Annotated in this window: 13 protein-coding genes; 4 read left to right on the top strand and 9 right to left on the bottom strand. The window is 61.8% G+C overall.

Annotated elements, in window-relative coordinates; all coding sequences use genetic code 11:
• Positions 1–60: 60 nt before the first annotated feature.
• Positions 61–2,085: a TonB-dependent receptor gene (locus tag CD351_RS04315; RefSeq protein ID WP_111991474.1), complete on the bottom strand. Its 2,025-nt coding sequence runs from the start codon at positions 2,083–2,085 to the stop codon at positions 61–63.
• Between the two features lie 129 nt (positions 2,086–2,214).
• Between CD351_RS04315 and CD351_RS04310 the strand changes: the two genes are divergently transcribed.
• From CD351_RS04310 to CD351_RS04295, 4 genes are read left to right on the top strand one after another with little or no spacing between them, the layout of a single operon-like run.
• Positions 2,215–3,726, top strand: coding sequence for an NAD(P)/FAD-dependent oxidoreductase (locus CD351_RS04310; RefSeq protein WP_111991473.1), 1,512 nt, complete (start codon positions 2,215–2,217; stop codon positions 3,724–3,726).
• A gap of 54 nt (positions 3,727–3,780) precedes the next feature.
• Positions 3,781–4,542 carry a molybdopterin-binding protein gene (locus tag CD351_RS04305; RefSeq protein WP_111991472.1) on the top strand — a complete coding sequence of 254 codons (762 nt, stop codon included), beginning with the start codon at positions 3,781–3,783 and terminating at the stop codon, positions 4,540–4,542.
• A gap of 59 nt (positions 4,543–4,601) precedes the next feature.
• Positions 4,602–5,576 carry a polysaccharide deacetylase family protein gene (locus CD351_RS04300; protein WP_111991471.1) on the top strand — a complete coding sequence of 325 codons (975 nt, stop codon included), beginning with the start codon at positions 4,602–4,604 and terminating at the stop codon, positions 5,574–5,576.
• Position 5,577: 1 nt separating this feature from the next.
• Positions 5,578–6,483, top strand: coding sequence for a GNAT family N-acetyltransferase (locus tag CD351_RS04295; protein ID WP_111991470.1), 906 nt, complete (start codon positions 5,578–5,580; stop codon positions 6,481–6,483).
• 1 nt (position 6,484) lies between these two features.
• Here the strand turns inward: CD351_RS04295 and CD351_RS04290 are convergent, their stop codons facing one another.
• The 8 genes from CD351_RS04290 to secE all read right to left on the bottom strand — a co-directional run bounded on the left by CD351_RS04290 (position 6,485) and on the right by secE (position 12,222).
• Positions 6,485–6,703 carry a hypothetical protein gene (locus CD351_RS04290; protein ID WP_111991469.1) on the bottom strand — a complete coding sequence of 73 codons (219 nt, stop codon included), beginning with the start codon at positions 6,701–6,703 and terminating at the stop codon, positions 6,485–6,487.
• Between the two features lie 117 nt (positions 6,704–6,820).
• Entirely contained in the window at positions 6,821–7,135 is a 315-nt protein-coding gene (locus CD351_RS04285; RefSeq protein ID WP_162627599.1) for a hypothetical protein, read from the bottom strand.
• Positions 7,136–7,460: 325 nt separating this feature from the next.
• Complete coding sequence (gene rplA / locus CD351_RS04280; protein WP_111991467.1) at positions 7,461–8,153, bottom strand: 50S ribosomal protein L1; 693 nt, start codon at positions 8,151–8,153, stop codon at positions 7,461–7,463.
• 4 nt (positions 8,154–8,157) lie between these two features.
• Complete coding sequence (gene rplK / locus CD351_RS04275; RefSeq protein ID WP_007166188.1) at positions 8,158–8,589, bottom strand: 50S ribosomal protein L11; 432 nt, start codon at positions 8,587–8,589, stop codon at positions 8,158–8,160.
• A gap of 443 nt (positions 8,590–9,032) precedes the next feature.
• Complete coding sequence (locus CD351_RS04270; protein ID WP_111991466.1) at positions 9,033–11,093, bottom strand: tetratricopeptide repeat protein; 2,061 nt, start codon at positions 11,091–11,093, stop codon at positions 9,033–9,035.
• Between the two features lie 41 nt (positions 11,094–11,134).
• A complete protein-coding gene (locus CD351_RS04265) occupies positions 11,135–11,329 on the bottom strand; it encodes a hypothetical protein (RefSeq protein WP_111991465.1) in 195 nt (64 codons plus the stop codon).
• Between the two features lie 17 nt (positions 11,330–11,346).
• On the bottom strand, positions 11,347–11,883 hold the full coding sequence (gene nusG, locus CD351_RS04260; RefSeq protein WP_111991464.1) for a transcription termination/antitermination protein NusG: 537 nt from the start codon (positions 11,881–11,883) through the stop codon (positions 11,347–11,349).
• 114 nt (positions 11,884–11,997) lie between these two features.
• Complete coding sequence (secE, locus tag CD351_RS04255) at positions 11,998–12,222, bottom strand: preprotein translocase subunit SecE (protein ID WP_111991463.1); 225 nt, start codon at positions 12,220–12,222, stop codon at positions 11,998–12,000.
• Between the last annotated feature and the right edge of the window lie 5 nt (positions 12,223–12,227).

Raw genomic sequence — 12,227 nt, 5'->3', positions numbered from 1 at the left:
ATAAATTGCAGACCGAGTGTCGGATCGTATACGATTGTTTCCCGCAATGCGGCGAACGGCTTACAATCCTAATCGGAAGCCGAGCCAGAACGTGCGAGGCACGCCGAGGTCGATTGCGCCGCCGGCATTGCGCGTAATGATGGTTTCGTCGAACAGATTTTCCGCCCGCGCGACCAGAGAGAACGCTCCCCTAATCGGAACTTGCGCAAACAGATTGAGCGTGGTCGCTGCGGGCAGCACGTCGGTTTCCTGGTCGTCCTCGAATTGCGAACTGACATGGCGCAAGGTGCTCGCAAGCCGCCAGCCTTCCAGCGGCTCCCACGCCAGCGTTGCCGAGGCGGCGAATTCTGGCGTTTGTGGCGGGCGGTTGCCATCGAGCGCGATCGAGCTGCCCTCGCCTGCGATCTGTGCATCGGTGTAGGCCAGCGATGCATCGAAGCTCACCTCACCAAGTCGCATAGTAACTGCGCCCTCGATCCCCTGCGCCTCAATAGCGGGCAGGTTCTGGCGCTGGCGCAGGTTCGGAGCGAGCGTCACATTGGCAATCGCGTTCTCGACCTCGTTGTCGAAAGCCGTAAGCGAGATCACGACCTCGTTCACGGGCTGCCAGTTAAGGCCGATCTCAAAACCCTCAAGCCGCTCATTCTCAAGCGCGGCATTGGCCTGTGTCACGACCGGGAATACTACGAACGGCCGGTAAAGTTCGTTGAGTGTAGGCAGGCGAAGCCCGGTGTAAGCCGCTGCGCGCAGGTCGAGACGGCGCGTGGCATAGAAGGAAGCGCCCGCACGCCAGCTAACCGTCCAGTCGGATCGGTCAGGGGCGATCACCTCGCTCACCAAGGCGCCGCCCGCATCGACCGCGCGGAAGAAGCCGTCTTCGATCAGCGTGTGATCGGCGCGCAGGCCGCCGGTCAGCACAACCGGGCCGATCGACCAGTCATCTTCGACAAAGAACCCCAGATTGCTGTTCACCCCGCCCGCATTGCGGCTCTCACGCAAGGCTCCTGTGAAGGCACTGAAAGCGTCTTCGAACAATTCGCCATCCGCACGGCGATAATCGGCTCCGATACGCACATCGTGCCCTTCGGCAATCGGAGGACGGATCTCGAATTTGCCGCCAATGCCAGTGGAGGGTGTGTTTCGCTGGTCGAGCACGCGGGTGAAGCGGGTCGAGGAAATGACAATGTTCGAGAAATTGCGCGCCTGAACATAGGCAAGCGCGTCGAAGCCCCAGTCACCGCGTCCCACGATGCGAATGCTCGCGTCCTGACCCTCGTGTGACGAATCCGCTCCGTCGAAACGAAGTGTGCGCTCATCGTCAAAGAGAGCCACGCGCGCCTGCAATTCGACATCCGCGCTAAGCGGCGCAACCCCGCGAACCGCCACGTTCCAACTGTCGAAGGCCGCGCGTGCACTCGCCGGAACGCGCTGATCCTCTGGAGCGGTAAAGAAGCCTTTGCCGCGATCCCAGCGCCCGCTGGCGACCGCGAAGCCGCCTCCCAGCTTGCCTGCCACGATCCCGGTTGCCTCGGTCGCGCCGCGATTGTTCGCAAGCAGGCTTGCATTCACACCGTCAATCGTGGCGAGCCCGGCGCTCTCCAGTTCAATCGTCCCGGCCAGCGCGCCCGAGCCGAATGGGCCAGAACCGCCCCCGCGTGTCACCCGGATATTGCCCAGCGTTTCAGGCGCAATCGCGGAGAGCGGAATATAGCCAAAGAACGGGTCCGCTATCGGCACCCCGTCGAGCAGCACCAGCGCCCGGCTCGTCGCATTGCCGCTCAAGGCCCGCAAGGTGACACCTTGCGCGGTCGGATTTGCCGAACGGCTGTCCGAGCGGCGGAACTGCTGGAAACCTGCAACATTGGCGAGCACGTCGTCGAGCCGCCCCGACCCTGTCGAAATTATCGTCTCGCGGTCAAGCTCTATGGTCGAATAGACAATATTGGACAGTGCCGGCTCAAGCCCTTCGCCTGTAACGACAATTTGCGTCTCCTCGTCATCTTCGCTCTGCTCATCCTGAGCGAAGGCGGGGAAAGCGGATGCAAGGGCAAGAACGGAGGCGGCATAGCGCAAGGGGATAATCATGGGTCTGGCGCGTAACTCTTATTGAGCGCAAAGTCAGTTTCAAATTGCCATCAAGACTCGCTTTTGCCGCCCACGTGTGTTTACATTGCTGTCAATTAGCCATCAGCGCTGTGGGAAGAGAGAGACCCGATGCTAGCAACACCACCAGACTTCGACGTCCTGATCGTCGGCGCCGGCATTTCCGGCATCGGCATGGCGGCGCACATGCAGATGAAGGCACCGCACCATTCCTACGCCATCGTCGAACGCCGCGCCAATCTGGGCGGCACGTGGGATCTGTTCCGCTATCCCGGCATCCGGTCAGACAGCGATATGCACACGCTGGGCTATGATTTCGAACCATGGCGGCACGAGAAAAGCATCGCCGATGCACCGGCCATTCTCGACTATCTCAACACAATCGTCGATGAGCGCGGCATCCGCGAAAAGATCCGGTTCGGCCACAAGGTCATCAGCGCCAATTTTCGCGAAGACGAAGCGCGCTGGCATGTAGAGATGGAGCTGGAAGACGGCTCGCGCACGCACCTCACCGCCAACTTCCTGTATCTGGGCTCTGGCTATTACGACTATGACGAGCCGCATGATGCAGGCTTCAAGCTTGACGATTTTGAAGGCCAGGTGATCCACCCGCAATTCTGGCCCGAAGACCTCGACTACACCGGCAAGAAGGTCGTCGTGATCGGATCAGGCGCGACCGCCGTCACCATCGTCCCCTCAATGGCGGATAAGGCCGCCAAGGTCACGATGCTTCAGCGCACGCCGACCTGGATGTTTGCGCGCCCAGCGAAAGACCGGATCGCAAATTTCCTGCGCAAGATCCTGCCCGATAGCGTCGCGTATTCGATCACCCGGTTCAAGAACATCAGGATGCAGGATTACGCCTTCAAGACCGCGCGCAACAAGCCGCAGAAGGTCAAGGATGCGCTCTACAAAGGGATCGAGAAGGCGCTCGGCCCAGACTATGACAGGGCATCGTTCACTCCGCCCTACAATCCGTGGGAACAGCGGCTATGCCTCGTGCCTGACGACGACCTGTTCGAAGCGATGAAGGCCGGCAAGGCCGAGGTTGTAACCGGCCACATCGACAAGTTCGAAGCGAATGGTGTGCGCCTCAAATCGGGCGAATTGCTCGAAGCCGATATCATCGTCACCGCGACCGGTCTGAAACTCGCGATTGCAGGCAAGATCGCGATCAGCGTTAACGGCGAGCCAGTCGATTTCTCGCAGCGTTATTACTACAAGGGCTGCATGTATTCGAACCTGCCGAACCTTGCGGTGGTGTTCGGATACATCAACGCAAGCTGGACGCTGCGCGCCGATATCAACTCGGACTATGTTTGCCGCGTCCTGAAAGAGATGTGCGCCCGCGGCGTCGATATCGCCAACCCGGTTCTGACGCCCGAGATGGAAGCCAATATCGAGGAAGAGGACATCTTCGCCGGCTTTTCAAGCGGCTACCTCGACCGTGCAAAGGACATCAATCCGAAGAATTCGACCGAATATCCCTGGCGCCTCAATCAGGAATACGTCCTCGACCGAAAGCGCATGGCGAGCGATCCGGTCGCAGACGGCATCCTGACATTCTCCAAGGCAGGAGCAAACGCAAAAGCGCCCGCCGAACAGCTCGAGGCGGCGGAGTAGATTTGCAGCCGATAGCCTTGGCAATTGCGGGGGAGTTGGCTTAAGCCTGCTTCCATGAATTCCCCGGACAAGATCTGGACCGCTGGCCTCGTCATTATCGGTGACGAGATCCTCTCGGGCCGCACTCACGACAAGAACATCGCTCAGGTTGCAAGCTGGCTTCAGGTGCAGGGCATTCGCCTTGCCGAAGTGCGCGTGGTGGCTGACGATGAAGACCGCATTGTCGATGCGGTCAACGCTTTGCGTGCGGGCAATGACTACCTGTTCACCACTGGCGGGATCGGGCCGACGCACGATGACATCACCGTCGATGCCGTTGCGAAGGCACTGGGCGTCGAGGTCGTCATTCATCCCGAAGCGCGCGCCTTGCTCGAACGCTATTACGCCGACAAGGGCGGCCTCAACGCAGGGCGTCTTCGCATGGCCCGTGTCCCCGACGGGTCCGAACTCATCCCCAACCGCATGTCAGGCGCGCCCGGCATCCGCCGCGGCAATGTCATCCTGATGGCGGGCGTTCCGCACATCACTGCCGGAATGCTCGATGCTCTGACAGGCCAGCTTGAAGGCGGCGCGCCGCTCTTGTCTGAGACGGTCGGCTGCTGGATCGCGGAAAGCGAGGTCGCACACCTGCTGCGCGAGGTCGAAGAAGCGCATGAGAACTGCCAGATCGGCTCCTACCCTTTCTTTCGCGAAGGCAGGGTTGGCGCGAACTTCGTGATCCGTTCGACCAGCGAGGAAGACCTGAAGAGCTGTGTCGATACGCTGACCGATGGTCTTGCCACCAATGGTTACGATTTCACCCCGGGCGGCATCTGACCTGCACGGCGACATTCCAAACGCCGCCTTAACCCTTCTCCGCTATCGCCAGCGCCGCGATGACGTGCGTCTATATCACCATCGACACCGAGTATTCCTCGGGACTTGTCAGAGACCTTTCGGCAGCCGGGCGAAAGGACAATTTCGCGCGCTCGGTCACGTGCCAGACGCCCGATGGCCCTGCCGGCATCACGCACAAGCTCGACCTTTTCGAGCGCTACGGGATCAGGGCTGTGTTCTTTGTCGATCCCATGCCCGCCCTCGTCTGGGGTGTGGCCGCGATCGAGGACGTGGTCGCGCCAATTCTTGAAGCAGGCCAGGACGTTCAGCTTCATTGCCACACCGAATGGCTCGCGCTCGCTGGCGAGGCGAACCCGCTCTCCTCGAAGCGGACGGGGCAAAACCTGTTCGACTTTTTCCTGGAAGAGCAGACCGAGATCCTCGATTATGCACGCCGGACCCTTGTGGCGGCAGGCGCGCCCAAACCGGTCGCGTTTCGGGCCGGCAATTACGGCGCGGACGACAACACCTTGCGCGCGCTCGCCAGCCTTGACCTCGCCTACGACACCAGCCATTGCCCCGCGCTGTCCACCGGCGCGAGCCGCATCTCGCTCGGCCCGCAAGTGCGCGATCCGATTGAGCATGAGGGCGTGATCGAGGTCCCGGTCGGCAGTATCGCGACGCTCGGCAAGGGACAGCGCCACGCTCAGATCACCGCTCTCAGCCTGTTCGAAATGCGCGCTGCGATCCGTCACGCAAGAGACAGCGGCCGCGAGAGCTTTACGCTGGTCACGCACAGCTTCGAGCTTATCAATCGCCGCAAGCTGGCGATCAATCATATCGTGCGCCGCCGGTTCGAGGGGTTGTGCAAGTCGCTCTCCACAATGAAGGGCGTCTCCACCGGCACTTACCGCGACGATCCGCCGCGCGTCGCTGCGCATACCGCCAGCACGCCGCTCCCTGCCAATCCGTTGCGCACCGGCCACCGATATGCCGAGCAGCTGGTCTCGAACACGCTTTACGGAGCGTTGTGAGATGAGCGAGACCGCCGCGATCGACTTTACCATCGGCTCGCGCCGCCTGCTGTCGGTGGGCCGAGAGCTCGCCACTTGGAGCTTCAGTCTCGAAGACGTGCTCGCTGATGCACCCGCCCTTGATCCGCCAGTGCCGGGACGCGACGGATTGCGTGTGCTGTCTGCGCCTGTGTCCGCGATCGGGGCGATCACCGCCCGCTTCCCGCGCCACCTCGTAGGCGGTCGGCAGGATTACCGGCGCCACTACATCGATATGAGCGGCAGCTACGATGATTACCTTGCGCGCTTCTCGGGCAAGACCCGTTCGACCTTGCGTCGCAAGGGCCGCAAGCTTGCCAAGGAGGCAGGCGAATACGAGATCACCGAGCACCGCACCCCGGCAGAGGTCGAAGCGTTTCTGAATGCCGCCCTGCCCCTGTCGGCCAAGACCTATCAGGCACGTCTTCTGGACGCAGGCCTGCCCGACAGCGATCAGAGCCGCACCCAAATGCTTCGCGCTGCGCAGGAGGGCCGGATGCGCTGCTTTCTGCTCAGCATCGGCGGGGCCGCCGTCGCCTATCTTTCGCTTCCGATCACCAGCCGCACACTTGTCTATGAGCATCTCGGTTACGATCCCGACTTCGCCCGCCTGTCGCCCGGCACCGTCCTCCAACTCGAAGCGCTCCAGCGGCTGTTTGCCGAGGAGCGCTTTGACTATTTCGATTTCACCGAGGGCGAAGGGGCGCACAAGGCGATGTTCGGCACCGATCATGCCGACTGCGCAAGCTTCGTGTTGCTCGACCCGACGCTCGCCAATCGCGCGCTGCTGGGCGCGCGGGCAGGCTTCGATGGCGCGGTCAGTGGGGCCAAGGCCCTTGCGACGCGGACAGGTGCGCTCGCAAAGATGCGCGCCGCTCTCAAGGCCTGATTTACGAGCGCGGGCCGGTGTGCTGACGCTTTTGACGCGCAGTGGCGCGCTCGGCTTCGCTGAAATCCGCCTCCGCGTCTGAGCGGTTGGCTGCCCAGGCGTAGATGATCGTTCCGATCAGCGCCGCTGCGCCGACCACCGGCGCGAGCCGCGCATCGGTAAAGAGCGTGGCGATGAAGAGGACGATCCCTCCGGCGATCAGAATGGCTTTGGTGTTCATGGCATTGTCTCCTTTGCCTAACCAATGGCCGAGCGGGTCGAATGGTTCACAATTGCACGAGTGAGCAATCGGCAATCGCGCTTGCACAGCCAACAACCGCCCGGTGAGGCAGGCCGGTCAACGCTTTGAACGCAGGCGCAGCTCTCTCAACCTTGCCAGCCGTGGGCTCGACGCCATCCGGCGCACCCGTGCGACCATTGCGCCGGGTTTGGATTTGAGCTCGCTCTTGTCCGTATCGCTGGCCAGCCATGCAGACAGGGCAAGCTGGGCAAGCGCGACGATGGCGATCAGCACACCCACCGCGATCCCGATCATCGGGTTGTAATTGAACAGGATCGCGAACACGGCGAGCGCCGCGAACGTAACATACCAGCCCATCATAGAGGCTGCCGCGTCATCGTCTTCCTGTTCGGGATCAATCTGCTGCGTCATTGGGATATTGGCTCCATCAGGGTCCACCATACGGCCTAAACCAAACGGGGGCCAGAAGCGCTCGGCTTCCGACCCCCATATGTCAGTACGTAGCGATGTAGGAAATCGTTACGTGGTGTGTTCACGCGCCCCATCCGGCGCGCGGTGTCCTCGCGCCTTTCGCGCTGCGGGCGGCCGGTCGGCCTTGCGGTCCCGTACGGGACCGAGCCAGTGCCAGATCGACTGCGCAGCAATCGCAAGCGCGACTGCGCGCCCGCAGCGACGCGATCGCCAGATCGCGTGAGCGAGGAGGAGTGAGCGCGGATGCGCTCACTCACCCAGCAAATTACGCGCCCTCAACTTCGCTCATGTCGATCTTCAGACCCGGACCCATGGTCGAGGTCAGCGAGATCTTGCGGACATACTTGCCCTTGGCGCCCGACGGCTTCGCTTTCACGATTGCGTCGGTGATCGCCTTGAAGTTGGCCTTCAGCGCATCGTCGTCGAACGACAGCTTGCCGATGCCGGAATGGATGATGCCCATCTTCTCGACGCGGAATTCGACCTGGCCGCCCTTGGCGTCCTTGACGGCCTGCTCCACGTTCGGAGTGACGGTGCCCAGCTTCGGGTTCGGCATCAGGCCCTTGGGGCCGAGGATCTTACCGAGGCGGCCAACGACGCCCATCATGTCGGGCGTTGCGATCACGCGGTCATAGTCGAGATCGCCGTTCTGCATCTCTTCCATGAGATCTTCAGCACCAACCTTGTCAGCGCCCGCAGCGGTGGCCTTTTCGGCGTTGTCGCCGCGTGCGAAGACTGCAACCTTGACGTCCTTGCCGGTGCCCGAAGGCAGCGAAACCATGCCGCGGACCATCTGGTCTGCGTGGCGCGGATCGACGCCGAGGTTCATCGAGATTTCGACGGTCTCGTCGAACTTGGCCTTGTGCTCACGCAGGGTCGCGATGGCTTCGTCCACCGAGTAGAGCTTTTCACGGTCCAGCTCGGCAGCGGCCTTCTGCTTCTTGGTCATTTTCGCCATTGGTTCAGCCCTCCACCACGTCGAGGCCCATCGAACGCGCGGAGCCTTCGATGATCTTCATGGCCTGGTCGATATCGTTTGCATTGAGGTCGGCCATCTTCGCTTCCGCGATTTCCTTGACCTGGCTCTGCTTGATGGTGCCGGCAGAGGTCTTGCCCGGTTCGCTCGAACCCGACTTCAGCTTGGCAGCCTTCTTGAGCATGTAGCTCGCCGGCGGGCTCTTGTAGGTAAAGGTGAACGAACGGTCCGCGTAGACGGTGATCGTGGTCGGGATCGGGGCGTTCTTCTCAAGGTCCTGCGTCGCGGCGTTGAACGCCTTGCAGAATTCCATGATGTTGACGCCGCGCTGACCCAGAGCCGGGCCGATCGGGGGTGAAGGGTTTGCAGTGCCCGCGGGCACCTGCAGCTTGATATAGCCTTCGATTTTCTTGGCCATTACTGGCCTCCTTTCGCACTGTCGCCCGCGCGTTTGTGCAGCGAGCTCATGTTAAGCGGTCCAGCGCGTCGATTGCTCGAAGCTCCCGCACGGGTTTTCGCGTCTGTCTGACGAGAAGCGGGGCAAATAGCGGTTTTGCGCCGCAATGCAAGGGGAAAGGCGGGTTCGTGGGTCGGGTTTGGAACGCGCAAAGGGGTGGTTTGGAAAAACGGGCATGCCATGCAAGTGACTGTGTTTGCGACATAATCCGGGCAATTCAGGTGTAGGATGTGTGACCTTTCAAGTTTGCGCTCCAAGCCAGCGCCTGATTGTCACCCTTGTAATGCGCTCGGCGCGAGTAGGAAAATGCCCGCCGGGACGCGCGATTTTGTGGGCAGCGTCTCGCCCGTGCAAATGTCGCTCGGGGGTGGCCTTCTTTGCGCGAAAACAGTTCTCTGGCCGGTCTAGGCGGGCAGGGTGATGTCGGCGGGAGGCTCGCCAGCGAACCAGCGCTGCCACGCCTGTTCAAGCCCGGTTTCAAAGTGCCTCGTATAGCCTCTTGTGTCGAAGAACGGCTCGCTGGTGCGGTTTCGGGCCAGCGTCTCGCGGATCGCTGTAAGCCGCGCCCTGTCCTTGGCGAGAGCGATGATAAGCGCCTCGTACTCCGCGTCCGAATGCGTGACCAGTTCGCCCAGCCCGGCAGCGTGCAGCACGCTCGCAGCCACCCGCGCGGCGAACTGATCGCCAGCCCGCGTCACCATCGGCAAGCCTGACCACAGGCAATCGCTCGCAGTGGTGTGCGCGCCGACAGGCGATGTGTCGAGCGCGAGGTCTGCATGGTGATGGCGCGCAAGATGCTGCGAGCGCGGGAGATGACCTGCAAAGACCAACCGCTCGGGGTCGATCCCGCAGCGCTTTGCCTCGCTTCGCAGATTGGCTTCAGCGCCATCATTGGAGCGGTATAGCCACAGCACGCTACCCTCCACAGCACCCAGAGCGCGCATCCAGAGCGCGAAGCGGTCGCGTGTGATCTTGTAGTTTGCATTGAAGCAGCAGAAGACGAACGCATCGTCCGGCAGGCCGTGATCCGCCCGGCTGTCGCTCGCCCCTGATACGGCAATGCTGTCATCGCCCGGTTGGTAGCAATGCGGCAGGTGGATGACCTGCTCGCTCACATGGGCGCGCTGTGCATCGGGGAGCACGGTGGGATCGGCCAGGATGTAGTCGATGAAACCTGCCCCAATCGACCCCGGATAGCCGAGATAATTGACCTGCACCGGCGCAAGCCTGTGAGCAAAGAGCTTGCTGCGCGAATCGGTAGTGTATCCTTTGCAATCGAGCGCAATGTCGAGCGGCAAGAGCCGCGCCAATCGGACGATCTCGTGATCGGGCAGATGCGCAACATCTTGAAACTGATCGACCGCCGTTTCGGCAAGGGCGCGGTATATGTCCTTGCGCGCCTCGCCATAGCTGAAGGCGTGGATCTCGAACCGGTCCCGATCATGCGCGGCCAGCACGCCTGCGATCAGGTGCATCGTTGCATGGTCGTGAAAATCGGCGGAGAAATAGCCGATCCTCAGGCGTTCCGGGCGCGCTGCCGGTCGCTCGATCGGCTTTGGCACGATCGAACCGAAACGCTGCCGCGCCCAGTTTTGCGCCCGCTCCAATTGGCGCGCAGGTGCATCCTCCAGAGCAAGCATCGCAAATGGCGGAACCGGTGCGTCGCTGACGCCGAGCCGGGCGATTGCGCCGCCATGCTCTTCCATCGCATCCCAGTCGCACACCTTCGCCAGCATGTGGAGAAGGCTGGCCCGCGCCAATGCGTGACCGGGCGCGGCTTTGAGCACGCCGCGAAAATGACGGATCGCCCGGTCGATCTCACCGTGTTCCTGTTCAAGCGAGCCGAGGTTGAAGCGGGCCGTCACAAAGTCTGGCCTCGCCTCTAGAGCGCGGGAATAGGCTGCCCGCGCATCAGCAATCCGGCCCGCTTTCTTGAGAGCGTTGGCATGGGTGTTGTGGATCTCGGGCAATTCGGGACGCAGGGCGCAGGCCTGTTCGAGCTGCGCGATCGCTTCGTCGATGCGGCCCTGCGAGGCGAGCACACCGCCAAGGTTGTTGCGCGCCTGTGCGAGCGAGGGATCGATGGCAATGGCGCGCCTGTAAGCGGCCTCGGCCCCGGCGAAATCGCCCCCGTCCTCCAGCACCAGGCCGAGATTGTAGGGCGCGCCTGCGAAGGCAGGGCTCAGCGTTTCGAGACTGGTAAAGCACTCCTGCGCCAAATCCGTCTTGCCAAGCATCCGTGCACAGACGCCCGCCAGGTTCCAGGCGGCAGGCGTGCCGGGAAATTTGCGCAGCAAGACTTGCGCCAAGGCAAGCGCCGCCTCGATCCTGCCCTCACGGTAAAGCGCGGTAAGAGCATCGACCTCAGACTGAGGCGCGACTTTGCCAGGCGCGGCGGAGCGGCCCCCTTGCGCGCCGATAGTCACGCGGCTGATACTGACCGGAGGCTCGCCTGAATTGCCCATGCCTCACCATGACTAAGGGCTTTCCCGATGCACGCCAAGAGCTAGGCGCAACCGGAGCCGCCGGGGTCACGCGGCGGGAGTTTCATCCCCTTGGTACGGCTGGTGAGGTGGAACCTGCGGCACAGCGAGCATTTGTACACGCGCAGCTTGAACGGAGCGCGCGCTGCCACCTCCTCCGCCGCCTCGCGGGTCGCAAAGCGTTTCTTGCGATTGCAGATGGCGGGGCGGGTTTTCATGCCGCCCGGCGACAGCCTTACTTGACCAGTTCAACCTGTTCGAAGTCGAGCTCGACCGGGGTCGCGCGGCCAAAGATCGAGACCGAAACCTTGACCTTCGCCTTGTCGAAGTCGAGTTCCTCGACCACACCGTTGAAGCTGGCGAACGGACCGTCGAGCACCTTGACCTGGTCGCCGATTTCATAGTCGACGCTGACCTGGGTCTTGGGCGCGGCTTTCGCTTCCTCGACACCGCCGAAATAGCGTGCGGCCTCTCGCTCGGAAATCGGCTGCGGCTTGTTGTTGTTGCCAAGGAAGCCGGTGACCTTCGGCGTGTTCTTCACGAGGTGATAGATGTCGTCGTTCATGCGCAGCTTGGCGAGAACGTAGCCGGGCATGAACTTGCGCTCGACCTGGACCTTTTTGCCGCGCTTTACTTCGGTCACGGTTTCGGTCGGGACTTCGATTTCCTCGACGCCTTCGGACAGGCCCAGACGGTCAGCCTCGGCAATGATGGCTTCCTTCACCTTGTTTTCGAAACCCGAATAGGCGTGGATGATGTACCAGCGTGACATGCGTGTGATCCTTGGAAAATCTGGCGCTTAGGCGTGGGTCAACGGGAAGTTGGCGTTTAAGCGAGGGTCAACAGGAAGTTGACGTTTAAGCGAGGGTCAACAGGAAGTTGACGTTTAAGCGAGAGTCAACAGGAAGTTGACGAGCGCATTGAACAGCGAATCGATGCCGAAGAAGAACAGCGAAAGGATCACCATGAAGATGAAGACGAAGATCGCGGTGCGGATCGTCTCTTCACGCGTCGGCCATACGACCTTGCTGGTTTCTGTGCGGACCTGATTCACGAATTCGGGAATCGAGGTCTTGGTCTTCTTTGCTACGGCCTTTTGTTCGTCAGCCATCGGTC

This window comes from Erythrobacter sp. KY5 (assembly GCF_003264115.1).
Taxonomy (GTDB): Bacteria; Pseudomonadota; Alphaproteobacteria; order Sphingomonadales; family Sphingomonadaceae; genus Erythrobacter.
The sequence above is the reverse complement of the archived record's forward strand: the minus strand, read 5'-3'. Positions and strand labels throughout refer to the sequence as shown.